Genomic DNA, 26334 nt, shown 5'->3' with positions numbered 1-26334 from the left:
TGCGCTTCCATGCCCGCTCAGGCATTTGGCAGCACGCGCGGTTTTCGATAGAGCGCGTGCGCGCAACAGCAACGGATGGCTCAGCTAATGTTCAGTCCAGCACGCTATTGGCCGGAAAGAACAATCAGGCACGAGACGACCTCGCGCCGCATGGATGAAAGAGAACGATAACGTGATTGCGATTGCCCGAAAGCTCGTAAGCATCACGGCTGCGAGCGCCCTGCTGCTCTCCGGCTCGACCGGGGCCTTTGCGCAGGCTGCCAGCCCGCAAGCCGCCCCTACACAGAGCGACTCGTTCAATATCCCGGACGATATCTCGTTCCTCAGCCAGAGCGATCCGAACGTGCGCCGCGCCACCGCGCGGGTTAACGGCAACATCATCACCGGCACCGATGTCGATCAGCGCGTGGCGCTGATTCTCGCAGCCAACGAAGGCGTCGATATTCCGGCCGACGAATTGCAGCGTCTGCGGCTGCAGGTGCTGCGCAATCTGATCGACGAAACCTTGCAGGTGCAGGAAGCCGCCGCGCTCGACATGGCGGTGACGCCTGACGAGGTGGAAGAGGCCTATGCCCGTTTCGCCCAGCAGGGCCGCAACATGACGGTCGAGCAACTGGGGCAGTATCTCGAAACGATCGGCTCCAGCCCGCGCACGATCAAGCGCCAGATCCAGGGCGAGCTGGCCTGGGACCGGCTGCTTCGCCGCAATGTCGCGCCCTTCGTCAACGTCTCGGAAGCCGAGGTTAGCGAGCTTTACGAGCGGATGCAGGAATCGCGCGGCGCGACCGAATATCGTCTGGGCGAAATCTTCCTCCAGTCCACCCCCGCCAACCGCGACGCCGTCGCCGCCAATGCACAGCAGATCGTGCAGCAGCTGCGCGAAGGCGGGAGCTTTCAGGCCTATGCCCGCCAGTACTCGCAGGCGACGACCGCCGCAGTCGGCGGCGATCTGGGCTGGATTCGCGTGGAGCAATTGCAGAACCCGCAGCTCGAAGGCGTCGTTGGCGAGATGCAGCCCGGCCAGCTGGTCGGCCCGGTCGAGATTCCGGGCGGTCTCTGGATCGGCTTGCTGATCGACCGGCGCCAGATCGGTATGCCCGATCCGCGCGATGCGGTCCTCAGCCTCAAGCAGATTTCTATCACCTTCGAGCCCGGCACCACTCAGGCCGAAGCCGAACGACGCGGGAATGCCTTTGTGGCAGCGGTGGATTCGATGAACGGCTGCGGCGATGCCAATTCCAAGGCCACCGCCATCGGCGCTACCGTGGTCGATAACGACGAGATCGCCGCCCGCGCGCTGCCCGAAGCGCTTCAGAACGTGCTGCTCGGCCTTAACATCGGCCAGACCACCCCGCCCTTCGGCGATCTGGAGGAAGGCATCCGTGTGCTGATGCTGTGCGGCCGCGACGATCCGCCCAGCGCCGCCGGACCCGACATGCGTCAGCTGATGTCGCAGATGGAAGACGAACGCATCAACAAGCGCGCTCAGCGCTACCTGCGCGACCTGCGCCGCGATGCGGTGATCGAGTACAACTGAACCGATGGACAAGCCGCTCGCGGTCTCGATCGGCGATCCGGCGGGCGTCGGCCCCGAGCTGATCCTTGCGGCATGGCGTTTGCGGACCGAACGTGATTTGTCCGCCTTCGCCGCCATCGGCGGGCTTGAGCTAATGCGCGCCGCTGCTTCCCGCGCGAAGATCGACGTGCCGCTGGTCGAAATCGACAGCATCGCCGAGGCCGCAAGCGCCTTTACCGATGGCTTGCCGGTGCTGGGTGTGGCCGACGGTGCCTACAAGCCGGGCGCTCCCAGCGCAGACGGCGCGAAGCTCGCCTTCGCCTCGCTCGAACGCGCGGTTGCGCTTTGCAAGGCTGGCGAGGCCGGCGGGGTCGTAACCGCGCCCGTGTCCAAGGCGCAGATTGCGCGCATCGAACCCAGCTTCGTCGGACAGACCGAGCTGATCGCCCGGCACTGCGGCCGCGCGGATGAAGATGCCGTGATGATGCTAGCCGGGCCAAGCCTGCGCACCGTGCCGCTCACCGTCCATTGCGCGCTGGCCGAGGTGCCGCGCCTTATCACGCAGGAGCTGATCGTTCACCGGTGCCGCATTCTCTCGCGGGCACTGCGCGAGGACTATGGCATTGCTCGTCCGCATATCGCCGTGGCGGGGCTGAATCCCCATGCGGGCGAAAACGGGCGCATGGGCCGCGAGGAAATCGAGACGATCATGCCCGCCATTGCCGCTCTGCGCGCCGAGGGCATCGACGCCACTGGCCCGCACCCCGCCGATACGTTGTTCGCCCCGCACAAGCGTGATGGCTACGACGCCGCGCTGGCGATGTACCACGATCAGGCGTTGGTACCGTTGAAGACGCTCGACTTCGACGAGGGGGTCAACGTCACGCTCGGCCTGCCGATCGTGCGCACCTCGCCCGATCACGGCACCGCCTTCGATATTGCGGGCAAGGGCGTGGCGCGTCCACAGGCGATGATCGCAGCGATCCGCATGGCTGGTCAGATTGCCGCCCGCCGCAGCGCCGCCGCATGAGCGAGCTGCCCCCCTTACGCGAAGTGATCGCGGCGCACGGGCTGAGCGCGTCGAAAGCGCTGGGGCAGAACTTCCTGTTCGACGAACAATTGCTCAGCCGCATCGCCGCCATTCCGGGCGATCTTTCGGGCAAGGCGGTGCTGGAAATCGGCCCCGGCCCCGGCGGCCTCACCCGTGCGCTGCTGCGCGCCGGTGCCCGCGTCACCGCCATCGAACGCGACCCGCGCTGCATTCCCGCGCTGGCCGAGCTTGCCGCCGCCTTTCCCGGCCAGCTGCGCGTGATTGAGGGCGATGCTCTGGCAGAAGATCACGCCGCGCTGCTGGGTGAACCGTTCCACGTGGTGGCCAATCTGCCCTACAATATCGGCACCTTGCTGTTCACCCGTTGGCTCGGCGGCGAGACATGGCCGCCCGCGTGGCAGTCGCTCACGCTGATGTTCCAGCAGGAGGTCGCGCAACGGATCGTCGCCGCGCCGGGCTCTGGCACCTATGGCCGCCTCGCCGTGCTGGCGCAGTGGCGCAGCACCGCGAAGCTGGCGATGAAGGTCCATCGCAGCGCTTTCACCCCGCCGCCCAAGGTGATGAGCGCGATTATCCATGTCACGCCTGCCGAAGCGCCCGAAGGCGTAAAAGCGCGCGTGCTCGAGCGGCTGACCGAAGCCGCCTTCGGCCAGCGCCGCAAGATGCTGCGTCAAAGCATCAAGGGTGTGCCCGGTGGTTTGGACGCGCTGGAGGCTTGCGGTATCGATTCGCAGCGCCGCGCCGAAACGCTGGCCATCGGCGAATTTGTCGCTGTGGCACGTGCGCTATCCTGACTCCGGTGCATTTGACTTGGCCGCGTTGAGAGGCCAGATCGTTACCGATGAAACAGCCCTCTCCCAGCGAAGCCGCCCTGTTCGACGCCATCGACCAGAGGCGCATGCTGGAGCGGACCGAAGACTGGGCGCGGATCAATTCGGGCACCACCAACATGGCCGGTCTCGCCGCGATGGCGGAGAAACTCTCTGGCGCATTCTCCGCTCTTCCCGGCGAGGTGACGCTGCGCGATCCGGCCCCCGTTTCGGCTATCGACGCCGAGGGCCGCGAGGTGGAGCTGGAGCATGGCCGCCACCTCGTGGTCAGCGTGCGCCCCGAGGCGGAGCGGCGCTTCATCCTCACCGGCCACATGGACACCGTCTATCCCGCCGAACATCCTTTCCAGGAGCTGACCTGGCTCGACGACGACACCCTCAACGGCCCCGGCACGGCGGACATGAAGGCCGGAATTGCCGTTATTCTCGAAGCACTTACCGCCTTCGAGACCAGCGATATAGCGCAGTCGGTCGGTTACGACGTGATGATCAATTCCGACGAGGAAACCGGTTCGCTCTCTTCCGCCGCGCTGATCGCCGAACTCGCCGCCGGAAAAGCCGCCGCGCTCACTTACGAACCGAGCGCCCTCCCCGATGGCACGCTCGCCCATGCGCGGGGCGGTTCTGGCAATTATGCTGTTGTTTTCAAAGGCCGATCTGCCCACGCCGGGCGTAACCCCGAGGACGGACGAAATGCGCTGGTCGCCGCTGCCGATTTTGCGCTCGCGCTCAAGCGAATGCAGCATGACGACCTGCCGATAAATCCGGCGAAGATTGACGGTGGATCGGCCAATAACGTGGTGCCCGATCATGCCGTGCTGCGCTTCAATATCCGCCCGAAGACCACGAGCGCGGCGGACAATTTTACGCATCAGGTAAATGACTTAGTCGACACTATTGCCAAGGATCATGACGTCGAGGTCTCACTCACCGGCGGCATTTCGCGCCCGCCCAAGCCAGTCGACGCGCGGGCCGCAAAACTGTTCGACCTTGTAAAACAGGCCGGTGCCGATCTCGGCCAGACCATTGGCTGGCAGCCCAGCGGCGGCGTCTGCGATGGCAACAATATCGCCGCTTGCGGAGTGCCAGTGGTCGATACGATGGGCGTTCGCGGGGGTAGAATACATTCAATCGAGGAATTCATGATCGTCTCCTCGCTCACCGAACGCGCCCGGCTGAGCGCGCTTGTTTTGCATCGTCTCGCCTCTGGAGCACCGCTATGAGTTTCGTGATCCGCACTGCTCGCCTCAGCGATCTCCAGCCACTTTACGAAATGGCCAAATTGACCGGCGGCGGCTTCACCAACCTACCGCCCGATCGCGCCTCGCTCACCGCCAAGCTCGAACGTTCGGCAGCGGCTTGCGAGCGGGATGACGACAATCTGGGCGACGACCTGTTCGTGCTGATGCTCGAAAACGTGGAAACGGGCGAGGTGCGCGGCACCGGCCAGATCTTCTCCGCCATCGGGCAGAAGTGGCCGTTCTATTCCTACCGCATCACCACCGTCACCCAGCACTCGAAGGAGCTGGAGCGCACCGTCACCGCCGAATTGCTCAGCCTTGTCAACGATTTGGGCGGCGCGAGCGAGGTCGGCGGGCTGTTCCTCCACCCGAGCGAGCGCGCGGGCGGGCGCGGCATGTTGCTCGCGCGCAGCCGTTACCTGTTCATCGCGGCCCACCGCGCGCGCTTTGGCGATAAGTTGCTGGCCGAACTGCGCGGCATCATCGACGAGCGCGGCGGCTCGCCATTCTGGGATGCGATTGGCGGCAAGTTCTTCCACATGGGCTTTCAGGAGGCAGACGAGTTCAACGCCGTCCACGGCAACCAGTTCATCGCCGATCTCATGCCCAAGCACCCGGTCTACCTCGCCATGCTGAGCGAACCGGCGCGGCAGGTGATCGGCCTGCCCCACCCCTCGGGCCGCGCCGCCATGCGGATGCTCGAAAGCGAGGGCTTTTCCTATGAGGGCTATGTCGACATCTTCGACGGCGGCCCGACCATGACCTCGCGGACCGACAATGTCGCCTCCATCCGCGATGCAAAGAGCGCGCCCGTGGTATCGTGCGAACTCGACAAGGGGGAAAAGGCGCTGCTGGCAACCGGCAAACTGGCCGACTTCCGCTGCTGCTATGGCGCTCGTGCTGAGACGGCGGACGGCATTGCCATCGATGCCCGCGCAGCGGACCTGCTGGGGGTCAGCGAGGGCGAAATGGTGTGGAGCATCGGGCGATGAGCCTCCTCGAAATCAACTTCGACGGCATCGTCGGCCCATCGCACAACTATGCCGGGCTCAGCCTCGGCAATCTTGCCGCGACGAAGAACGCAGGGAAAGTCTCGCAACCGCGCAAGGCGGCCTTGCAGGGGCTCGCCAAAATGCGCGGGAATATGGCGGCGGGGCTCGCGCAAGGGTTCTTCCTGCCGCTCCCCCGCCCCAACGCGACCTGGCTCGAAGCGCTTGCTGCCGATGTCACGATGAACCCCGCGCTCGTTGCCAGCGCATGGTCTGCCAGTTCGATGTGGACGGCCAATGCCGCCACCGTTTCCCCAGCGCCCGATTCCGCCGACGGGCGCTGCCACCTGACCGTCGCCAACCTCGTCACCATGCCGCATCGCAGTCAGGAATGGCCCGACACGCTGGCTCAGCTACGCCTTGCCTTTGCCGACAGCGCCCACTTTGCCGTGCATGGCCCGGTCCCGCCCTGCTTCGGCGACGAAGGTGCGGCCAACCACATGCGCTTTTGCGAGGGACACGGTAGCGAAGGCGTCGAGGTGTTCGTCTACGGCCGCACCGGCGGCCGCTTTCCTGCCCGCCAGCACGAGCAGGCCAGCCGTGTGGTGGCACGCAGCCACGGGCTCGACCCGGCGCGCGCGCTGTTTATCGAGCAAAGCGGCGAAGCCATCGCCGCCGGAGCCTTTCACAATGACGTGGTCGCGGTCGCCAACGCGCAGGTGCTGTTCGCGCACGAGCAGGCCTTTGCCGACCGCGAGGGGGCCTATGACGCGATCCGCGCAGCGTTCCCGGCGCTGGAAGTGGTCGAAGTGCCAGCCGAGCGGGTGAGCCTTGCCGATGCGATTTCCTCGTACCTGTTCAACGCGCAGCTCTTGTCGATGCCAGATGGAGCAATGACCTTGGTGGTGCCCGGCGAGTGCCGCGAGAACGCGGCGGTCTCGGCTTGGCTGGATGACATGCTCGCCAGCAATGGCCCAATCCGCGAGGTTAAGGTGGTCGATGTGCGCGAATCGATGGCCAACGGCGGCGGCCCGGCCTGCTTGCGGCTGCGCGTGGTGGCCGATCCGGCAACCATCGACCCGCGCTTTCTGCTCACAGACGCCAAGGCCGACCTGATGGCCGACATCATCGCCGCCAACTGGCCCGAAGAGATCGACCCCGCCGATATCGGCAACTCCGCACTGGCCGAAGATGTGCGCTCGGCCCGCGCTGCACTGCTGACCGCGCTCGACCTGTCCGAGCTTGCCTGACCCTCTCGACTGTCGGATTGCCTTACACGGGCGCTTTCGTTAACCATCGTCTGCCAGCAATTGCGTGCCTGGCACGGTGGTTGCTTAGTTGGGGGTTAAGGAAGGGCACTTTGATGTTTCGCAAGATTTCTCGTCTGTTCGTCATCAAGACCCGGCTTGAAGCCTTTATGATCATCTATGCCCTCGGACTGGGCGCGACAGAACGCGGCGCCGTCTATCTTGAGCAGTATCCCGGTTGGGGCGGCAAGCTGCTGTTCCTTGCCTGCACCGGTGCCGTGTTCATGGCGGGCGCGAAGATTCTCGATTGCCTGAAATATGAGCGCGGGCAGCTGCCGGCGAAGAAGACGTCGATCCTGCCTGCGGATTAGGCGACAACTATGCCCCGCAAGCCGCACAAATTGTTCGAACGGACAATGGCGCTAAACTATACCCCAACAACCTTAGAAGGCTTCGGTTGCCTGCTCGGGTTCATCCTGCTGAGCGGTGTGCTAGTCGGATTGGGGGTTTTCTTCGGCGAAGTGCTCGATAGCGAGGTACCCGTCTGGTTTACAGGCGCGCTGGTGCTCGTTGGCTTCGGCATGTTCATGAAGTTCGTGCGTAACCACAGCTAACGCTCAATCCGCCTCAGGCGTGGCTCAGGCCGAGGCGAGAATGTGCGGGCGCGAGAACCGGCGCGCAGCGACCTTCTAGGTCGTGAGCACCGGAAGCGCAGCGAACGTGCATTCGCAGGCCGGCATGAGGCGCGGCTGTGGTGAATTGGAAGGTGGGGGTTTCTGTTGCTAGCTACCCCCGGAGCCCCGGAATCCGCTTCTGTTGCCCGGTGGGTCCAACCGCGCTGTATAGCTTAATAATATCAGGGCGTTAGCCCATCAATTACGCAGCGATGGCGAGTGCTTCGTTATCGTTGGCACTTATAGGTTTTGAACAGTTTTACGGGTTACTCAGCCCGGGCAAAAACCTTGTCTTTGAATACACGTCGATCCTGGTTCGGCCCCGTCAACACTGGCGCAAAAGCGCCGATCTTGGTGGAGCCGCCGGGTACTGCCCCCGGGTCCGCTGCATCTATTACACAAGGCCATTTATCGCCATATCCGGTCGAAACCGGCAGGCCCTATATAGGCCTTGTGCAATGAATGTGAAGTGACCGAGAACAAACTCCGCGCGCGTGATTGGGAGGGGAGTTCGAACGCCTAGTCCTTCAGCGCCGCCTCGGGGCGGCTGCGCATCTCGGCCAGGATCTGCTTGAGCACATCGAGTTGCGGATCGGTCGGCAGCTCGGCGCTGGCCTCGGTATTTTCGGCTTCCACGGCCTTCGACTGCATCTCGTCGAGCACCCGGTTCACCGTGCGCAGGAGCAGGAACAGGGCAATGGCGATAATCAGGAAGTCCACGGTCTGGGTGAGGAAATCGCCATAGCCGAGCATGGGCACGCCCGCCGCCTTCAATTCGGCATAGTTCTGCGTGCTGCCGGTGTAGTCTGCCGGAATATCGCCAAGCAGGATGAACCAGTTCGAGAAGTCCACATCGCCGAAAATCCAGCCGATTATCGGCATGATGATGCTTTCGTTGAGCGATGTCACGATCTTGCCAAAGGCCGCGCCGATAATCACACCGACGGCAAGATCGAGCACATTGCCGCGTGCGATGAACTTCTTGAACTCTGTGAACATGGTGCGTTCCCCTGCTGTCTTCGCCCTTATCTTGCGCATTGACTCAGATGCGGCAACTTCGATCCCGCCGCCACATAGGTGGCCGCAATGCTTGTAACCGTGCATGGCCGTGCTACATGAGCAACACACCTGTTGGAGGAACCGTCTGATGAAATTTGTCCCCAAGGCCCTCGTGGTTGCCTGCACGCTGGTGCTGGCCTCGTGCGGCATCAATTCGGTCCCCGCGGCTGAGGAAACCGCCAAGGCCAAATGGGCCGATGTGGAGGCTGCCTTTCAGGAGCGCGCGAACCTGATCCCCAATTTGCAGGAGATCGTTCTGTCCTCCGCAGAGCAGGAACGCGCCACGCTCGACGCGGTGGTTTCCGCGCGCGCTTCGGCCACCCGGCCCGAGGTGCAGGTCGATGGTGACGACCTCAGCGATCCGGCCAAGATGCAGCAGTATCAGGCCGCGCAGAACGAGCTGGGCGGCGCGATTTCGCGCTTGCTGGTTTCGGTCGAGGCCTATCCCGAACTGCGCAGCCAGGACAACTTCGGCCGCTTCATGACCCAGTTCGAAGGACAGGAGAACCGCATCCGTGTCGCCATCCGCGACTACAACGAGGCGGTGCGCCAGTATAACACCACGATCCGCACCTTCCCCGATACAATCGGCGCGAACATCATCCACGGTGCCGAGCCGATGGTGTCCTACGAGGCGACCACCGAAGGCGCCGAGGTTGCGCCAACGCTCGACATGGGCGTGAACTGATCGCTCCCATGGCGCTCTATCGTCTGATTGCGGGGCTGCTCGCGGCAATAATGCTGTGGGCAGCGCCCGCTGCGGCCCAGCCCGCCTTTCCCGAACGCGGCACCGCGCCCGTGGTCGATCAGGCGAACATTATCGACCCCGGCACCGAGGCAGAGCTGACCGCCGCGCTCGACCAGTTCGAGCAGGAGAACCAGCGCCAGTTCGTGATCGCGACGGTCGAGAGTCTCGATGGCTACGATATTGCCGACTATGGCTACCAGCTTGGCCGCGAATGGGCGCTGGGCGATGCCGAGCGCAACGATGGCATCATCCTGCTCGTCGCCCCGAACGAGCGCAAGGTGCGGATCGAGGTCGGCTATGGGCTGGAGGGGATCATCCCCGATGGCCTCGCCTATGACTACGTCGAGGAAATGAAGCCCTATTTCCGCGATGGCGACTATGCAGCGGGGATCACGCTCGGCGCGGCGCGGATCATCGAGCAGCTCCAACTGCCGCCCGAAGAGGCCGCGCGCGTGGCGCAAGAAGCAAGCCAGCAGCGCGAGAGCGAGGGCGGCATTCCGGCGGGCGGGCTGATCTGGCTCGGGTTCCTGCTGTTCTTCGTCGTGCTGCCCGCCTTCCTGGGTCGCGGCCGCAAGCGGCGCTATCGCGGTAGCGGTGTCGGCGGCGTGGTGGGCGACATCGTTCTGTGGGAAGCCGGCAAGGCGATTACGCGCGGCGCGATGGGTGGCAGCGACTGGGGCGGCGGTGGCGGCTTCGGTGGTGGCGGCGGCTTCGGCGGCGGTGGCTTTGGCGGCGGTGGCGGATCATTCGGAGGCGGCGGCGCCTCCGGGGGGTGGTAACGATGGCGATACTCGATCCAGCTCAGCACAAGATCGTGTCCGATGCCGTGGCTGAGGCCGAACTCACCACCTCGGGCGAGATCGTGCCCGTGCTCACCCAAGCGTCGGACAGCTATTCCGATGTCGTGCTGGCATATTGCGCCGCCATCGCCTTCACCGTGATGAGCGTGATGGCCGCTTTCCCAACCGTCTTTACCGACCTGTGGGACAGCATCCTTGGCGGCTGGGGGCATGACTGGACCACCGGCGAATTCACCACGCTGATGCTCGGTGTGGGGATCGCTGCCTTCGCCGCCACCTGGGCGGTGTTGCAGATAGGCGCGCTGAAGTTCCGGCTCGTGCCGGGGCCGCTGAAGCGCGCCCGCGTGCGCGATGCGGCGGTGCGCCACTTCAAGGTCGGCGCGGAAAGCCGCACCCATGGGCGCACCGGCGTGATGCTCTATCTCTCGATGCACGAACACCGCGCCGAAATCGTGGCCGACAGCGCGATTGCCGAACTCGTGCCCGCCGAAGTCTGGGGCGAGGCCATGGCCGATATGCTGGCCGAGGTGCGCAAGGGCTGTATTGCCGATGGCATCGCCGCGGGCGTGCGCGATGTCGGCAAGGTGCTCTCCCCGCACTTCCCCCGCGCCGAGGACGATGTGAACGAACTGCCCGATCGCTTGATCGAGCTGTAGCTCTCCGATAGTCCGCACAGCCATGACACCAGACGATGCGGATGCACCCGAAGAGGTGATGTGGGCGGGCCGGTTCATTACCGCCAAGCGCCGTGGCAAGTGGGAATATGTCGGGCGCGCACGCGGCATTCGCGCCGCCGTGATCCTGCCGCTCGATGGCGATCACGTGATCCTCGTCGAGCAATATCGGGTGCCGCTGGGGTGCAACTGCCTCGAATTGCCCGCCGGGTTGATCGGGGATGAAGACGGCGCGGAGAACGAAGACCCGCTCGAAGCCGCCAGGCGCGAGTTGATCGAGGAAACCGGCTATTCCGCCGCGCGGTGGGAAAACCTCGGCGTCTATTTCTCCAGCCCCGGCATGGTCAGCGAGAGCTTCACCCTGCTACGCGCCAGCGAGCTGACCAAGGTCGGCGAAGGCGGCGGTGTCGAGGATGAGGAGATCGTCGTCCACCGGGTCAACCGGGCTAATCTTGAGCAATTTATCGCCGATGCGCGGGCACGCGGGGTGGCGGTCGATGTCAAAATGCTGCTGCTGCTAGGCGCAGGAATGGGAGGGATAAAGGTATGAAGGTTCTGGTTCTGGGATCGGGCGCGATGGGCTGCCTCTATGGCGCAGCCTTTCACCGCGCCGGTCACGAGGTGATCCTGTGCGACGTCAATCAGGAGCATGTAGACGCGATCAATGCTAATGGCCTCGAACTCGACCGCAACGGGGTGGAGCACCTGCCGATCCGCGCTGCCCTGCCCGGCGATGTGAGCGAGCCGGTCGATCTGGTGCTGGTCTTCACCAAGACTTTCCACACGCAAGGCGCTCTTGAAGGCATCACCGCCGCCATCGGCGCGCACACCCATCTGCTCAGCCTGCAAAATGGCCTCGGCAACGATAAACGACTGGCGGGCTTTGTCAGCGATGATCGGGTGATGGTCGGCGCGTCGATGCTGCCGAGCGACCTCGTCGGCCCCGGCAGGGTGCGCAGCCACGGCGAAGGTTACTCGCGGCTTTACCCGGCCTTTGGCGGCGATCCCGCCTTTGCCGCCGAAGTGGTCGACGCCATGACCGCTGGCGGCCTGCCCGCGCAGCTCGATCCGGAAATCCACGCCGCGATCTGGGGCAAGGCGATTTTCAACGCGACGATGAACCCGATGTGTGCGCTCACGCTGCGCACGCCAGGCTTTCTCGGTGCCAATGCCGAAAGCCGCGCGCTGATTGGCGAGGCGGTGGCCGAAGGCGTCGCCGCCGCGCGCGCTAGCGGGGTGACGATCGATGCCCAGCCGATCCTCGACCTGACCGAAGTGAGCATGAAAGACCACGCCGATCACGAAGCCTCAATGTTGCAGGATGTGAAGGCGGGCAGGCGCACCGAGGTCGACGCGATTGTTGGCGCGATTGTCGAAGCAGCGGAGGCGCATGGCCTTTCAGCGCCAGTGCTGAAGACCTTGTGGCGGCTGGTGAAGCTGGAAGAGGCTAAGCTGGGTTAAAGCGCCCGTGCCGCTGTGACTAAGCGCCCTGCTCCTGCTCGGACTACGCACCTGACCCGCTCATCCTGAGCTTGTCGAAGGATCGGCACAAAGGCAGCCCCATCGTGGGGAAGGTGTTGGCGCGTGTCCTTCGACAAGCTCAGGATGAGCGAGGGGGTGTCCCGGTCCGCTCAAACCAACCCGATCTCGCGTAGCCGCTGCTGGAGGTAGGCATCGGCCGTAATCGGCTCCTCGCCGCCCTCACCCAATGGCGTAATCACATAGTCGGGCCGGAAATGCAGGAAGAAGGGCATTGAATAACGCGACCGACCCGCGGCCTCGCCGACCGGGTTCACCACCCGGTGCGTGGTCGAGCGCAAGCGGCCTGCCGTCAGACGTTGCAACATGTCGCCCACGTTCACCACCAGCGCCCCCTCGGGCGGGCTGACGGCCAGCCATTTGCCATCGCGGGTGAGCAGTTCCAGCCCCGCCTCCTCGGCCCCGAGCAGCAGTGTAATGGTGTTGATATCCTCATGCGCCGCCGCGCGCACGGCCCCCTCTCGCGCCGCCGCCACGGGCGGATAGTGCAGATAGCGCAGCACCGAATTGCCCTGATCTACCGACGCGGCAAAGAACTCCGGCTCCTGCCCCAGCGCCACGGCAATCGCTTCCAGCAAATGCCCGCCCGCCTTCTCGAACTCGGCAAACAGCGCGAGGCTTGCTGGGCGGAAATCGGGCACCTCTACGGGCCACACGTTCTCGGGCATATAGCGCGCCAGCGGATCGCCTTCGGGCAATTCGCGGCCCACATGCCAGAACTCCTTGAGATCGTGGACTGCGGCGTCCTTGGCGTGCTCGGCCCCGAACGGGGTATAGCCGCGCGCCCCGCCCTGCCCGGCGATCCGGTAAGCCTGCTTGGCCGGTTCCGGCAGCGCGAAAAAGGCGCGCATCGCCGCATCGGCGCGGGCGATGGCCTCGGGCGAAATCCCATGGTCGCGCACGATGGCAAAGCCCGTTTCAGCGAAGGAGCGACCCAGCCCGGCGGCAAGGCTGTCAAGCGGCTGGCGCATGGAAAGCGTGGCGATCTGTGTCATCGCTCTGCCAAGTCTCACTTTCCTTTTCTGCGCGCAAGCATTACCCTTTTCGGACATAATCAACGAGAGGATCCCATGGCTGATAGGAAGGCAATTACCTTATACGACCTTCAGGTCTCAACCGGCGCGACGATCAGCCCCTTCGTCTGGGCGACCAAGTTCGCGGTGCGCCACAAGGGATTCGACCTCGATGTGGTGGAAGGCGGCTTCACCGGCATCGCCGAGCGCACCGGCGGCAAGACCGAGCGGCTGCCTGCCATCGTCGACAACGGCAGATGGGTGCTCGATAGCTGGGGCATCGTCGAATATCTCGACGAGACCTATCCGGAGCGACCGATGCTGATCCCGCACGAAAGCGTGGCAGTGATGACCAAGACGCTCGACGCCTGGTTCTGGAGCACTGCGGTCGGCCCGTGGATGCGCAGCTATTGCGCCGACTACCGCGACGTCTGCTACGAGCACGACAAGGACTATATCACCAGCTCGCGCGAGGTAATGCTGGGCGGGAATCTGGAGGATCTTCAAAAAGGTCGCGAGGATCGGCTGGCGGCGATCTCGGCCAGCCTCGAACCGCTGCGGCTGGGCCTGCGCGAACACCCGTTTCTTGGCGGCGATTCGCCCAACTATGCCGATTATCGCCTTATCGGCGGCTTCCTCTGGCTCGCCTCGCTGGCGCAGACCCCGCCCTTGGCGGCCGATGATCCGCTGCGCGGCTGGATCGAGCGCGTGCGCGACCTGTTCGGCGGGCTCGGCCAGCACCCAGGCCTGTTCGACCTCTACGGGCTGAAGCAGCGCGAGGGCGATGTCGATCCGTTCAACCGCTCCGCCGGCCTTGGGGGCATCTTCAAGCGCAACACCGGGCCGCAATCGACCAAGGCCGAAACCAGCCTGCTCAACAAGAGCTGACCTGCGCGTAGCACTCGCAGCGACCAATGGCGCTTGTGGGGATTTCCCGACAAGCGCCTTTTCTTTTGGCCGGCAAACCCATAGCATTCTAAATATTGTTCGGGAGGGTCAGCGCGTTTTCGTCGCAAGGGCGACTGCCACCCCTGCCACAGGTCGAAACAAGGACTGACCCATTGCGTATTCTCGTCACGCGCCGCTGGCCCAAGGCGGTCGAAGATGCCCTCGCCGACAAGTTCGATGTTACATTCAATAGCGATGACAAGCCATTGTCGCAAAACGATCTTGCTGGGGCGATGGGCAAGTTCGACGTGCTTTGCCCCACCGTATCGGACACTATCGACGCAGAGGTGATCGCGGGCGGCGACCGGGTGCGGCTGATCGCCAACTACGGCGTCGGGTTCGACCATATCGATATTGCCGCTGCCGAGGCGAAAGGCATTGCCGTGAGCAACACGCCCGGTGTGCTGACCGACGCCACCGCCGATATCGCACTCACGCTGATGCTGATGGCCACGCGCCGCGCGGGCGAAGGCGAGCGCGAACTGCGCGCCGGACAGTGGACCGGTTGGCGCCCCACCCACCTCGTAGGCTCGGCTTTGAAGGACAAGGTGCTCGGCTGCGTCGGCTTCGGGCGGATCGGACAGGCGACCGCCGCCCGCGCGCATCACGGGTTCGGGATGAACGTGGCCTACTATGCCCGCCGCGAAATGCCGCAGGCGATCGAGGTCGACGGGACGTTCTATCCCGACCTCGAACAGCTGCTGGCGGTGTCCGATGTCGTCTCGCTGCACATTCCGGGCGGGCCGGAAACGGCGAACCTGATCGACGCAGCAGCGCTCAAGGCAATGAAGCCGGGCACCTACCTCATCAACACCGCGCGCGGCGGCGTGCTCGATCACGAGGCTCTGGCCGAGGCCTTGCGCAGTGGGCAACTCGCGGGCGCTGGGCTCGATGTTTACCCGGCTGAGCCGCAGGTGCCTGACTGCCTGCTCGGATTGGAGAACGTGGTGCTTCTGCCGCACCTCGGCAGCGCCAATGCCGAGACGCGCGAGGCGATGGGAATGCGCGCGCTCGCCAATGTGGAGGCCTTTGCCGCAGGCCAGCCGTTGCCCGATCCGGTCGCATGAGCGACCCCGTCGCCGAGCTGATCGCAGCCGAGCGCCTGCCTGAAGATTATCGCGAGGTCGTCGAGCAATTCTGGCAGCCGCTCGCCCAGCGAATTGCGCGTGAGGCGACCCGCCGCAAGCCGCTGATCGTCGGTGTGAACGGCGCCCAAGGCTCGGGCAAGTCGACGCTGTGCCGCTTTCTCGAAGTGCTGCTCGAACCTCAGGGTCTGCGCGTGGTCACACTCTCGCTCGACGATCTTTACCGCACCCGCGCCGAACGGGCGGAAATGGCAGCCAAGCTCCACCCGCTGTTCGCCACGCGCGGGGTGCCCGGCACGCATGACGTAAGCATGGCGCTTGCTCTGATCGAGGACATGCGGGCGGGCCGCAGTGTCACCCTGCCCCGGTTCGACAAGTCGGTCGATGATCGCATGGCCGAGGGCGAAACAATCACAGGCCCGGTCGATGTGCTGCTGCTTGAAGGCTGGTGCGTGGGGGCGGTGCCGCAGGATCACGCCGCACTTGCCGAACCGATCAACCGGCTCGAAGCCGAGGAGGATCACGGCGGCACGTGGCGCGGCCTAGTCAACAACGCGCTCGCGGGCGACTATGCCGATCTTTTCGCGCAAATCGATCTGCTGGTGATGCTCAAGGTGCAAGGCTTCGAAGCCGTCGCCGCCAACCGCCGGTTGCAGGAGAAAAAGCTGGCCGAAGCCAATCCCGGCGCGCCGGCGCTGATGGACGATGCCGCCCTCACCCGCTTCCTCGATCATTACGAGCGGCTGACCCGGCACCAGCTTACCGAAATGCCTGCACGGGCCGATGTCGTGTTCGAAATCGGGCCCGATCAGCGCCCGCTGCGCTTGCCCGATGGACTCGAAGGGGCACGCTCGATAACCTAACAATTGTGATTATGGCACCGCTAAGAATCGGGCCGGATCGGGAGAGAGATGTATGGTGGCGATTGCCAGGGGTCTGGTGGCCCTTTCTGCTGCGGCGATGCTATGGGGTTGCAGCGCTGCCGATGCAGGCACGATTGACGAGGACCGGCTGCTCGCCGCCGAAAGCGATCCCGATAACTGGCTGAGCTATGGCCGGACCTATGCCGAACAGCGCTACAGCCCGCTGGAGGACATCAACGAGAGCAATATCGGCGAGCTGAGCCTCGCCTATGCGGTGGAGCTGGACACCAATCGCGGGCAGGAAGCGACGCCCATCGTCGTCGATGGGGTGATGTACATCTCCACTGCCTGGTCGAAGGTCTGGGCGCTGAATGCCGCCACCGGCGAAGTGCTGTGGAAATACGACCCCGAAGTCGACGGGGCCAAGGGCGCTCACGCCTGCTGTGATGTGGTCAATCGCGGCGTCGCGGTGTGGGATGGCAAGGTCTTCGTCGGCACCATCGACGGGCGGCTGATCGGGCTCGATGCCGAAACCGGCGAAGAGCTGTGGGACGTGGCCACGGTCGACCAGTCCAAGCCCTATACCATCACCGGCGCGCCGCGCGTGGTGCGCGGCAAGGTGCTGATCGGCAACTCGGGCGCGGAAATGGGCGTGCGCGGCTATATCTCGGCCTACGATGCCAACGATGGCGCGCTGGACTGGCGGTTCTACACCGTGCCCGGCAACCCCGCCGATGGCCCCGACGGCGCAGCCTCCGACGAGGCCTTCGCGGAATTTGCAGGCGAGACATGGTTCGGTGACTACTGGGAGCTGGGCGGCGGCGGCACCGTGTGGGATTCGATCGTTTACGATGCCGAATTCAACCAGCTGCTGATCGGCGTCGGCAATGGGAGCCCTTGGAACCACCGCGTCCGCTCCGATGGCAAGGGGGACAACCTGTTCCTGTCCTCGATCCTTGCGCTCGATCCGGATACCGGCGCCTACAAGTGGCACTATCAGATCAACCCCGGCGAAACGTGGGACTTCACCGCCACCCAGCAGATCACACTGGCGACGCTCGAAATCGATGGGCAACAGCGCAAGGTCGCCATGCAGGCGCCGAAGAACGGCTTTTTCTACGTGATCGACCGGGCGACCGGAAAGCTGATCAGCGCCGAGCCCTATGCCGAACAGAACTGGGCCGAAAAGATCGACCTTGAAACGGGCCGCCCGGTCGAAGTGCCCGAGGCGCGCTTTGCCGATGGCCCCTATCTCATCACGCCCATGGGGATCGGCGCCCATGCCTGGCACCCGATGAGCTATTCACCGAAAACGGGCCTTGTTTACATCCCGGTGATGGAGGTGCCCAACGCCTATGCCGACGATGCCAATTTTGAACGGCACATCGGGCGCTGGAACACCGGCGTCACCTTTATGGCCCCGCCCGAAGGCTCTGTACCCGGTGCCACGCCCGAGGCGCGCCGCGCGTACCTGTCCTCGATCACTTACGGCAAGCTCACCGCCTGGGACCCGGTCAAACAGGAGAAGGTGTGGGAGATCCGCCGCGACTGGCCGTGGAACGGCGGCACGCTGGCGACCGGCGGAAACCTCGTGTTTCAGGGCCTGCCCGATGGCCGCTTCGTAGCCTACAGCGCCGACAAGGGCGAGGAGCTGTGGAGCTGGCAGGGCGAGCGCGGGATCATGGCCGGGCCGATCACCTACCGCGTGGACGGGGTGCAATATGTCGCGGTGATGGCGGGCTATGGCGGCTCGATGGGCATGGCGACGCAGACCGACTGGATGCGCCGCCCTCCGCCCAATGGCGCGCTGCTGGTGTTCAGGATCGGCGGCACGGGCACCATTGCCAAGCTGCCCGAATGGAAACCCACCCCCTATGCCCGCAGCGATGAAGAGTTCACTCCGGCGCAACTGGCCGAGGGGCAAAAGCAGTTCTTCGCCTTTTGCGGCATCTGCCACAATGGCCCGGTCAACCCCAACCTGATGCGGAGTGCCTTCGCGACAAACGCCCAGGCCTGGCAGCAGGTGGTGATTGGCGGGGTGCTGGAAGACAAGGGCATGATCAGCTTCGCGCCGTGGATCGACGCCGACCAAGCCGAGGCGATCCGCGCCTATGTGCTGAGCGAGGCCGAACGCCTTGCGGCAGCGGAGGAGGAATGATGGAGAGCCCTGATCCCACCGATGTCCTGATCGTTGGCGCTGGCCCGGTGGGGCTGCTCACCGCGCTTACGCTGGCGCAGGCGGGCGCCTCCGTCCGCGTGCTGGAGAAGGAGCCCGACATCATCGACAGCCCGCGCGCGGCGGTCTACTTTCCCTCCACGCTGATCGTGCTCGAAGAGCTGGGCCTGCTGCCCGAACTGCTGGAGATCGGCTTCACCAACGATACCTTCGGCACCCACATCCCCGAGTTCGGCTACTCCGCCGTGGTGGTAACCGAGCCGATCGCGGGCATTCCTTACGACTACCAGCTTCATGTCGGCCAGCATCAGGTCGCCCGCGTGGCGATGGACCATGCCCGCAAGCTCGGCGTTGAGGTGCTGTTCGGCCACGAGGTGACGGCGCTGCACGAGCATGAGGCCACGGTGTCGGTCACGACAGCAAGTGCCGAAGGCGAGCAAGTGTTCACCGCCAAGTGGCTGATCGGAGCTGATGGCGCGCGCAGCACGGTGCGCAAGCTGGCGGGAATCGAGTTCGAAGGCCACACCTGGCCCGAGCGGTTCGTCGCCACCAACGTCTATTTCCCGTTCAACGAGCTAGGTTATCAGCAGGCCAACTTCGTGTGCGACCCGGTCAACATGGCGGTGATCGCGCAGCTTGATCGCGAGGGGCTCTGGCGCTGCACCTATATGGAGGATTCCAGCCTCCCCCTGGAGAGCTACGAGGAGCGCATTCACCAGCGCTACGAGTGGTTCATGCAAGGGAGGAAGGACTACCGCGTCGGATCGTCCAGCCCCTACTTGCTGCATCAGCGCGCCGCCGAGACGCTGCACAAGGGCCGCGTGTTGCTGGCGGGCGATGCGGCCCATGCCACCAACCCCTGCGGCGGGCTTGGCCTGACTTCCGGCGTCTGGACCGGCGTGGTGCTGGCCGACATTCTCGGCGCGGTGCTGCGGGGCGAGGAAAGCGAAGAGGTGCTGGGCCGCTTCTCCGACGAACGCCGCCGCATTTTCTGGAACGTGGTCACCCCCGCCGCCACCGAGAACAAGCGCATGTTGCAGGAGGCCGATCCGGCCAAGCGACGGGAAGACCTCCAGCATGTGAAGGCGCTGAAGGACAATCCCGATAGCGGCGCGCTGCTGATGCTGTTCGCTTACAAGGTGATCGGCGACGTGCTGCGTCCCGGCTCACGCTGGAAAGACGCCGATCCGAGCGATCGGGTGGCAATCAATATTGGAGACCGGCAGGGTCAAATTCATTGACCCGCTCCTATCGCCCCGCCGACCTGCACGCGGCTGGAGCCAATAACCCGCTCGAACTGGCGGCGCACGGCTTCCTCTGGACCGGCGGCGAGCTGATCGACCACCCGCTGGCAGGCAAGGCCATGCGCGGGCAGCAATATGTCGAATACTGGATTCCGCGCGATCTAAAGCACCAACTGCCGATCGTGATGATCCACGGCGGCGGTGGCCAGGGCACCGACTTCCTTGGCACCGCCGACAGGCGCGAAGGCTGGGTCCACTGGTTCGTGCGCCATGGCTGGGCGGTCTACCTGGTCGACCGTCCGCAACATGGCCGCAGCCCGTTCAACCCCGAGTTTCAGGGCGAAATGGGCAAGCCCGGCCCGACCTATTTCCTCGAACGGCTGTTCACCCGCCCCGGTGATTTTGACGACAACTACCCGCAGGCCAAGCTGCACAGCCAGTGGCCGGGCGATGGCACGCTAGAAGACCCCGCTTTCCTGTCGTTTCTCGCCGGGACCGGCCCCACCCTCGCCGACCATGCGCAAAGCCAGATCGACGCTCAGCGCGCCGGGGCCGAACTGCTCGACCTGATCGGCCCGGCGGTGCTGCTCACCCACTCCGCCGGTGGCCCGCCCGGCTGGCTGATCGCCGACGCGCGGCCCGAGCTGGTGCGCGCCATCGTAGCGGTGGAGCCGCTCGGCCCGCCGTTCGAAGCAATCAGCGGCGCGCTGCCCTATGGCATCACCCATGCCCCGCTCACCTTCGATCCACCGCTGGCCGAGGGCGACACTCTGACCAGCGCCGACCAGCCCTCGCCGGGACCGGGCCTCGTCGCCTACAAGGTGCAGGCCGAACCCGCGCGCCGCCTGCCCAATCTTGCGCATATGCCAATTGTCGTCGTCACCGCCGAGGCAAGCTGGATGGCGGGCGATAACCACGCGATGGTCCACTTCCTCGCGCAGGCCGGATGCCAGGTCGAGCACCTGCGGCTCGAAGATCACGGCATCCACGGCAACGGCCACGCGATGCAGCTCGAGCGCAATAGCGACGACATCGCCGCCCTGCTTTCCGGCTGGATCAGCGAACAGGGCTTGACAGATAGTTAGGATTTGTAACTAATTACCCAGAGACATAGTCAGCTGGGATGGGGTAATGCGGATTTTTATCAAGTCGCTCGTGACGGCCGGCCTTGTCGCGGGGTTATCCGGCGCTCAGGCACAGGAGAATCTGCCTGCGATAGCGCAGGAATATACGCCTGGTGACTGGCCGCTTTATGCTCGCGATCATTCGGGCCAGCGCTACGTCCCGCTCGATCAGATCTCGCGCGACACCGTGAATGGGCTAAAGCGGGTCTGGGAATTCCGACTACGCCCCGAGGGCGGCGGCTCGATCATGGCAGGCACGGTGCCGGTTGTGATCGACGGGCGCATGTACCTGCCGACCGGCGATGCGGTGGTGGCGCTGGAGGCGGACACGGGCCGCGAAATCTGGCGCCATCAGGTCGAGGGGGCAACCGTGCGCCGGTCCGTCACCTATTGGCCGGGCGATGCAACGCACGAGGCGCGGCTGTTCTATTCGACCGGCAATGCGCTGGTGGCAATCAACGCCTCGAACGGGCAGCTGGCAAGAGGCTTCGGCACCGATGGCGTGGCCCCGTTTGAGGGTGCGAACTATTCCTACTCGCCGAGCATCTTCCGCGACACGCTGGTGATCGGCGCGCTCACGCCCGAGCTGGACAAGGGGCCGGATGGCGACACCCGCGCCTTCGATGCGGTGACGGGCGCGTTCAAATGGGCCTTCAACACCATCCCGCATCCGGGCGAGCTGGGCCACGAGACCTGGCTAGACGATGGCTGGAAGGATCGGCCCGGCGCGAACATGTGGGTCTGGTACACCACCGCCGATATCGAGACGAACACGCTTTACATGACGCTCGGCAGCCCCGGCCAGAACTACTGGGGCGGCGACCGGCCGGGTGACAACCTGTTCGCCAATTCGCTGGTCGCGGTCGACATCGATAGCGGCGAATACAAGTGGCACTTTCAGGCGATCCACCACGAGCTGTGGGACTGGGACTTGCCCGGCCCGCCGGTGCTGGTCGACGTGGTGAAGGATGGCACGCCGATCAGGGCGCTGGCGCTTACGGGCAAGAACGGCCTAATGTACATTCTCGACCGCACCACCGGCGAACCCGTCCACGGGGTGAGAGAACAGCTGGTGGCGCGCGGCGACGTGCCGGGCGAATGGTATTCCCCCACCCAGCCGATGCCGGTCAAGCCCGAGCCATTGCAGCGCATGTGGTGGAACCCCGAGGATGTCGTCACCGCCGAGGATACGAACGCCGAACACGCCGCCGCTTGCCGCGCGTTGTTGGACAGCTACGGCGGCCAGTTCTTCAACGCCGGGCCGTTCACCCCGTTCTTCCTGCACAAGGATGGCGATCCGCCCCGCGCCTCGATCAACATGCCGCACAATGGCGGTTCTGTCTGGGGCGGCAGCGCGGCTGATCCGACTACCGGCTACGTTTACGTCAACATCTCCGAGGGCGGCTCGATCGGCTGGATCGAGGAGCGCGACCCTGAAGGCAACTATGGCAACGGCACGCGCGGATCGACCCAGCCCTATGACCGGGGCAGCCTGATCGGCCCTGGCGCCTATTCAGGCTTCAACGCCAGCTTCAAGGACGCAAACGGGCGCGATGTGAGGCTGCCTTGCATCCGTCCGCCCTGGGGCCGGATGATCGCGGTCGACGCCAACACCGGCGAAATCGCCTGGGCCACTCCGCTCGGCACCACCCCGCAGCTGGCCGAGGGCAAGCGCGACACCGGCGCGATTAACTGGATCGGCGGGGCCACCGTCACCGCAGGCGGGCTGGTCTTCATCGGCGCGACCAGCGACGGTATCTTCCGCGCCTTCGACAGCCAGACCGGCGACCTCGTGTGGAGCGAACAGCTCGACTATGCCGCGCAGACCATCCCGATGAGTTACCTCGGCAAGGATGGCCGGCAATATCTCGCCGTGGTCGCCACCGGAGCAACGGGCGAACCGGTGCTTGACGAGAATGGCGCTCCGGCCAATGCTGAACGCGTGATCGTCTGGGCCTTGCCCGATGACTAGGAGAGGACAAATGCGCACAATATTGCTGGGTGTCGCCACCCTCGCGCTCGCGGCGAGCTGTGCCGCGGCGCAAGACGCGGGCGTGGTCACCACCCCCGAAGGCGCGGTGCTCGATACCGATCCCGACCTCGCCTACAAGCCGGGCGAACTGACCGAGGCGCAGCTTGAGGCGGACAATTCCGCGCTGTTCACCGCCGAGGGCATGAACGTGTTCCGACGCTTCCCGCGCGATCTGACCCAGCAGATGGTGGCCTTCTACACCCAAGCCCTGGCATTGCGTTCGCTGAGCCCGATCCAGCTTACCAGCACGCAGCAGATGATCCTCACCGGGGTTGGCTCGATGCAGATCAAGCTGTCGGCCGGCCAGCAGGGCGACCGGCTGTACAACCTCGAAGGCGGCTACAGGGGCGGCACGGGCATTCGCTTCCTCATGCTGCACTACCCCGATGCCGATGTGGTGCGCGAACGGTTCGTGGAAGCAGGCTTCGACGCGCCCGAGTTCGTGCAGCGAGCCGATGGCGCGAAGCAGGCGCTGGTGAGCGATCCGGCGGGGCTAGACATCATCCTCATCGCCACGCCCGACGCGCAGGACAATGCCGACGATGGCGTAAACGTCGGCATTCAGGTCTCGAATCTGGCGGAAAGCCGCGCCTTCTACCGCGACTTCGTGGGGCTGGAGGAACTACCCAAAATGGATGCGCCGCTGCTAGGCACCGAGTTCTATCCCTATGCCCTCGGGGAAACGACGCTGCTGCTTTACAAGCTGGGCGAGGACTTGCCCGCCGACAGCGGCTCTTCGGGCATTCAGTATGTCGTCAGCGATGCCGCGCTGGTCGATGCGCGCGGCAAGCATCGCGGCATCACGGTGGAGACACCGCTTAACCGGCTGACCGGTTTCGGCCTGACCACGGTGTGGCTCAACGATCCGGACGGAGTCACCAATTACTTCGCCCAGACCAGCGCTGCGACCCCGCCCGCTACGCCTGCCGACTAAGCGCAAAAAGGGCCGGCGAAGCAGATGCTTCACCGGCCCTTTTTGGGATCGTTTCCGAAGCGCTGCGGTTACTTTTTTACCTGCACGATATAGGTCGCGAGCTGATCGATCTGAGCCTCGTCAATCATGCCGCCGAAGCTTGGCATCGCGCCCTGACCGTTATTCACGATGTTCACGATGTAGGCCTTGTCGAGGCCTTCGTTGCCGTCGAACTCGGGGCCGATGTGGCCGGTACCGCCAGCTTCGGCCAGAGCATGGCACGAGCCGCAGGCGAACTGGCTGAACAGCGCCTTGCTTTCGGCCTTCTGCTCTTCGGTCAGCGGAGCATCGGCGGATGCTGTTGCAGCCGCTTCTTCAGCAGGCATGGCCAGCGCGCCGATGGCCGGCACGCCCAACGCGCCAAGCGCAATCGCGGCGATGCCGGCACGGGTCCATTTGCCAGATGCGGTCGTCTCGAAAGCCATTCCAAAAAATCCTTCCAATGTATAATTATCGAGCCAGAAAAATATTCCCGACTTTTCGCTCACCTTGCTATGGAGAATGCAAGCTTTACGACAGATTTACGCAACGGCGATTGACGCGAAAAAACAGACTTTGTCAACTTACCCTGTCAGTTCGGCGGCAGTCTGATAGAAGCAGTCTGATAGAATACGAGAGGTTGCTATGATCAAGTTCCTGCCCTTGCGCACAAACCGAATCGCCCTATTCCCACTGCTGGCGCTGGCGGCTTGCAGCAGCGAGCCGGAGGCCGCCGATCTGCCTTACGGCACCGTCCAGCAGATGATGGCCAACGAAGTCCAGCCGACGGCCGACATCTATTGGGGAGCGGTCAAGTTCGAGAGTCGGCTTGAGCCCGATGGGGCGGTGGTCGAAGAGGAATTCGAACCGGAAACCGACGAGGAATGGGCGAAACTGGCCGAGGCCGCACGCAAGATGCAGCGCTTGGCCAAGGATTTGCAGAGCGATGGCTATGCCGAAGGCCGCGGCGAGGACTGGCTCGTCTTTGCCAACGGGCTGGATGAGGTTTCGAAGAAGGCCGAACAGGCCGCGCTCGATCAAGACCCCGATGCCGTGTTCGAAGTGGGCGGCACCGTCTACAATGTCTGCTCGGCCTGCCATCAGATGTACCCACCGGCCGAACTTGAGGCGGCTGCTGGCGATGCGCAGAGCTCCTGAGCAGGCCTCTGCCCCACCGCTGGCCGCGCTTGCGGCGCTGACGCTGGTCGCGCTGATGCTGGCAGAGCCGGCCCTGGCGCACGACGTGGCAGAGGGGGACAAGGCCTTCGTCCAGTCGACAGGCGGGGCGGCACCGCTGCCGTTCCTCTATCTCGGCGCCAAGCATATGGTGACGGGATACGATCACATCGCCTTTCTCGTCGGCGTGGTGTTCTTCCTGCGGCGGCTGAAGGACGTGGTGCTTTACGTCTCGATGTTCACCATCGGCCATTCGCTCACCCTGCTGGGCGGCGTGCTGCTGGGGATCGGCGGCAACGCCTATATCATCGACGCGATCATCGGACTGTCGGTGGTTTACAAGGGCGTCGAGAACCTGGGTGGCTTTGCCCGGCTCGGCCTCAATTTCGACACCCGCATCGCAGTGCTGGTGTTCGGGCTGTTCCATGGCCTCGGCCTCGCCACCAAGGTGATGGACCTCGACATGTCCTCCGATGGCCTTCTTATCAATCTGATATCGTTCAATATCGGGGTTGAGCTAGGGCAAGTGCTCGTGCTCACCTTCGTGGTGCTGCTGCTCGGCGCATGGCGCGACCGGGCAGGCTTTGCCACCTTCGCCAAACTGGCCAACGTGGCGCTGATCGCCGTCGGTCTTATTCTTACATACGTACAAGTTTCAGGATACCTTTCGTCATGACCCAAGCCGCTTCGAAGTCGAAACTCCCATGGATCGTCGCCATCCTGCTGGTGCTGGTCGGCGCCATCGCGGTGCTGTTCGTGCTGCCCGCCGAAACCGGATATGACCCGACCGGCGTGGGCAAAAAAATGGGGCTGACCGAAATCGCCGATCCGGTCGGTGACGAGACGCTGCGCGGCAACGAACGGATGGAAAAGCAGGAGGTGCTCGTTCTGTCCAACAGTGCCCCCGCCCCACTCGATGGCGTAAGCGACGTGTGGGAATACGAGCTGGCCCCGTTCGAATCGGTCGAGTTCAAGTACACAATTCCTGAGGGCGAGAAGGTCGCCTTCCGTTGGGAGGGCACCGGCGAACTCCACTACGACATGCACGCCCACCCCTTCGATGGCGGCACCGAGCTGACCGAGAGCTATGGCATCGGCGATGCCAAGGCCATGCAGGGCACCTACCTGCCCGCCTTCAGCGGCATTCACGGCTGGTTCTGGGAGAACCGCAGCCTGGACAATGTCACCTTGCGGCTTGAGGCGAGCGGCGGAATGACAAACTCAACTATCTTCGCCGCCAATGCCGAGATCGAGCGACCGCTCGAAGGCGCAGAAGCCAGCCCAGAAGGCACCGTCGCCGGGCATGAGCTGCAGGCCGAAAGCGGCGGCCAATAGGCCGCCCTCGACTGGCGC

The 26334-nt window shown here is 64.4% G+C and carries 27 protein-coding genes and 1 other RNA gene; 24 read left to right on the top strand and 4 right to left on the bottom strand.

Annotated features, from left to right (window positions below; genetic code table 11):
• The first annotated feature begins 154 nt into the window (after positions 1–154).
• The 8 genes from E0473_RS13675 (at position 155) to E0473_RS13640 (ending at position 7488) form a co-directional block, all read left to right on the top strand.
• Positions 155–1537 (top strand): peptidylprolyl isomerase, encoded by a 1383-nt coding sequence (locus E0473_RS13675; RefSeq protein ID WP_137681431.1) that lies wholly within the window; start codon positions 155–157, stop codon positions 1535–1537.
• Positions 1538–1541: 4 nt separating this feature from the next.
• Positions 1542–2546 carry a 4-hydroxythreonine-4-phosphate dehydrogenase PdxA gene (gene pdxA, locus E0473_RS13670; RefSeq protein WP_137681430.1) on the top strand — a complete coding sequence of 335 codons (1005 nt, stop codon included), beginning with the start codon at positions 1542–1544 and terminating at the stop codon, positions 2544–2546.
• Entirely contained in the window at positions 2543–3361 is an 819-nt protein-coding gene (gene rsmA, locus E0473_RS13665) for a 16S rRNA (adenine(1518)-N(6)/adenine(1519)-N(6))-dimethyltransferase RsmA (RefSeq protein ID WP_137681429.1), read from the top strand. The genes pdxA and rsmA overlap by 4 nt, the downstream gene beginning before the upstream one ends.
• Positions 3362–3408: 47 nt before the next feature.
• Positions 3409–4620 carry a hydrolase gene (locus tag E0473_RS13660; protein ID WP_137681428.1) on the top strand — a complete coding sequence of 404 codons (1212 nt, stop codon included), beginning with the start codon at positions 3409–3411 and terminating at the stop codon, positions 4618–4620.
• Positions 4617–5630, top strand: a complete 1014-nt coding sequence (locus tag E0473_RS13655) for an arginine N-succinyltransferase (protein ID WP_137681427.1) — start codon at positions 4617–4619, stop codon at positions 5628–5630. The genes E0473_RS13660 and E0473_RS13655 overlap by 4 nt, the downstream gene beginning before the upstream one ends.
• The gene (locus tag E0473_RS13650; protein ID WP_137681426.1) at positions 5627–6877 is read left to right on the top strand and encodes an N-succinylarginine dihydrolase; all 1251 of its coding nucleotides are present in this window, start codon (positions 5627–5629) and stop codon (positions 6875–6877) included. Before E0473_RS13655 ends, E0473_RS13650 begins: the two co-directional genes overlap by 4 nt.
• A gap of 113 nt (positions 6878–6990) precedes the next feature.
• Positions 6991–7245 carry a hypothetical protein gene (locus E0473_RS13645; protein ID WP_137681425.1) on the top strand — a complete coding sequence of 85 codons (255 nt, stop codon included), beginning with the start codon at positions 6991–6993 and terminating at the stop codon, positions 7243–7245.
• 9 nt (positions 7246–7254) lie between these two features.
• A complete protein-coding gene (locus E0473_RS13640; protein ID WP_137681424.1) occupies positions 7255–7488 on the top strand; it encodes a hypothetical protein in 234 nt (77 codons plus the stop codon).
• A gap of 188 nt (positions 7489–7676) precedes the next feature.
• Here E0473_RS13640 and ssrA read toward each other — a convergent pair.
• Both ssrA and mscL read right to left on the bottom strand, forming a co-directional pair.
• Positions 7677–8021: a transfer-messenger RNA gene (ssrA, locus tag E0473_RS13635) on the bottom strand.
• 46 nt (positions 8022–8067) lie between these two features.
• Entirely contained in the window at positions 8068–8547 is a 480-nt protein-coding gene (gene mscL, locus E0473_RS13630; protein WP_137681423.1) for a large conductance mechanosensitive channel protein MscL, read from the bottom strand.
• Between the two features lie 148 nt (positions 8548–8695).
• Here mscL and E0473_RS13625 point away from each other — a divergent pair, with 148 nt between their 5' ends.
• Genes E0473_RS13625 through E0473_RS13605 form a run of 5 tightly spaced genes read left to right on the top strand, consistent with a single transcriptional unit; the run spans position 8696 to position 12290 of the window.
• Entirely contained in the window at positions 8696–9295 is a 600-nt protein-coding gene (locus tag E0473_RS13625) for a LemA family protein (protein WP_137681422.1), read from the top strand.
• Between the two features lie 8 nt (positions 9296–9303).
• A complete protein-coding gene (locus tag E0473_RS13620) occupies positions 9304–10134 on the top strand; it encodes a TPM domain-containing protein (protein ID WP_137681421.1) in 831 nt (276 codons plus the stop codon).
• 2 nt (positions 10135–10136) lie between these two features.
• Positions 10137–10811: a TPM domain-containing protein gene (locus tag E0473_RS13615; RefSeq protein WP_137681420.1), complete on the top strand. Its 675-nt coding sequence runs from the start codon at positions 10137–10139 to the stop codon at positions 10809–10811.
• A gap of 22 nt (positions 10812–10833) precedes the next feature.
• Positions 10834–11379, top strand: a complete 546-nt coding sequence (locus tag E0473_RS13610) for an NUDIX hydrolase (RefSeq protein ID WP_137681419.1) — start codon at positions 10834–10836, stop codon at positions 11377–11379.
• Complete coding sequence (locus E0473_RS13605; RefSeq protein WP_137681418.1) at positions 11376–12290, top strand: ketopantoate reductase family protein; 915 nt, start codon at positions 11376–11378, stop codon at positions 12288–12290. Before E0473_RS13610 ends, E0473_RS13605 begins: the two co-directional genes overlap by 4 nt.
• 170 nt (positions 12291–12460) lie before the next feature.
• On the opposite strand, the gene E0473_RS13600 is transcribed toward E0473_RS13605, so the two are convergent.
• The gene (locus E0473_RS13600) at positions 12461–13363 is read right to left on the bottom strand and encodes an isopenicillin N synthase family dioxygenase (protein ID WP_137681417.1); all 903 of its coding nucleotides are present in this window, start codon (positions 13361–13363) and stop codon (positions 12461–12463) included.
• A gap of 75 nt (positions 13364–13438) precedes the next feature.
• Here E0473_RS13600 and E0473_RS13595 point away from each other — a divergent pair, with 75 nt between their 5' ends.
• The 8 genes from E0473_RS13595 (at position 13439) to E0473_RS13560 (ending at position 23787) form a co-directional block, all read left to right on the top strand.
• Positions 13439–14269, top strand: coding sequence for a beta-etherase (locus tag E0473_RS13595; RefSeq protein WP_137681416.1), 831 nt, complete (start codon positions 13439–13441; stop codon positions 14267–14269).
• 173 nt (positions 14270–14442) lie between these two features.
• The gene (locus tag E0473_RS13590; RefSeq protein WP_137681415.1) at positions 14443–15396 is read left to right on the top strand and encodes a 2-hydroxyacid dehydrogenase; all 954 of its coding nucleotides are present in this window, start codon (positions 14443–14445) and stop codon (positions 15394–15396) included.
• Positions 15393–16277, top strand: coding sequence for a kinase (locus E0473_RS13585; protein ID WP_137681414.1), 885 nt, complete (start codon positions 15393–15395; stop codon positions 16275–16277). The genes E0473_RS13590 and E0473_RS13585 overlap by 4 nt, the downstream gene beginning before the upstream one ends.
• 76 nt (positions 16278–16353) lie before the next feature.
• The gene (locus E0473_RS13580; RefSeq protein WP_241657511.1) at positions 16354–18435 is read left to right on the top strand and encodes a PQQ-dependent dehydrogenase, methanol/ethanol family; all 2082 of its coding nucleotides are present in this window, start codon (positions 16354–16356) and stop codon (positions 18433–18435) included.
• Complete coding sequence (locus E0473_RS13575) at positions 18432–19694, top strand: FAD-dependent oxidoreductase (RefSeq protein WP_137681412.1); 1263 nt, start codon at positions 18432–18434, stop codon at positions 19692–19694. Before E0473_RS13580 ends, E0473_RS13575 begins: the two co-directional genes overlap by 4 nt.
• Positions 19691–20782 carry an alpha/beta hydrolase gene (locus E0473_RS13570; protein ID WP_137681411.1) on the top strand — a complete coding sequence of 364 codons (1092 nt, stop codon included), beginning with the start codon at positions 19691–19693 and terminating at the stop codon, positions 20780–20782. The genes E0473_RS13575 and E0473_RS13570 overlap by 4 nt, the downstream gene beginning before the upstream one ends.
• Before the next feature lie 46 nt (positions 20783–20828).
• Positions 20829–22793: an outer membrane protein assembly factor BamB family protein gene (locus E0473_RS13565; protein ID WP_137681410.1), complete on the top strand. Its 1965-nt coding sequence runs from the start codon at positions 20829–20831 to the stop codon at positions 22791–22793.
• A 10-nt stretch (positions 22794–22803) separates the two neighbouring features.
• Positions 22804–23787, top strand: a complete 984-nt coding sequence (locus E0473_RS13560; protein WP_137681409.1) for a VOC family protein — start codon at positions 22804–22806, stop codon at positions 23785–23787.
• 68 nt (positions 23788–23855) lie between these two features.
• On the opposite strand, the gene E0473_RS13555 is transcribed toward E0473_RS13560, so the two are convergent.
• Positions 23856–24251, bottom strand: coding sequence for a c-type cytochrome (locus tag E0473_RS13555; RefSeq protein ID WP_137681408.1), 396 nt, complete (start codon positions 24249–24251; stop codon positions 23856–23858).
• A gap of 199 nt (positions 24252–24450) precedes the next feature.
• On the opposite strand from E0473_RS13555, the gene E0473_RS13550 reads away from it, so the two are divergent.
• Genes E0473_RS13550 through E0473_RS13540 form a run of 3 tightly spaced genes read left to right on the top strand, consistent with a single transcriptional unit; the run spans position 24451 to position 26316 of the window.
• On the top strand, positions 24451–24963 hold the full coding sequence (locus tag E0473_RS13550) for a hypothetical protein (RefSeq protein ID WP_137681407.1): 513 nt from the start codon (positions 24451–24453) through the stop codon (positions 24961–24963).
• The gene (locus tag E0473_RS13545; protein ID WP_137681406.1) at positions 24947–25657 is read left to right on the top strand and encodes a HupE/UreJ family protein; all 711 of its coding nucleotides are present in this window, start codon (positions 24947–24949) and stop codon (positions 25655–25657) included. Before E0473_RS13550 ends, E0473_RS13545 begins: the two co-directional genes overlap by 17 nt.
• Positions 25654–26316 carry a hypothetical protein gene (locus E0473_RS13540; protein ID WP_194146765.1) on the top strand — a complete coding sequence of 221 codons (663 nt, stop codon included), beginning with the start codon at positions 25654–25656 and terminating at the stop codon, positions 26314–26316. Before E0473_RS13545 ends, E0473_RS13540 begins: the two co-directional genes overlap by 4 nt.
• Positions 26317–26334: the final 18 nt, after the last annotated feature.

The organism is Aurantiacibacter suaedae (genome assembly GCF_005434915.1).
Classification (GTDB): domain Bacteria; phylum Pseudomonadota; class Alphaproteobacteria; order Sphingomonadales; family Sphingomonadaceae; genus Alteraurantiacibacter; species Alteraurantiacibacter suaedae.
This window is presented reverse-complemented; position numbering and strand designations above follow the sequence as displayed.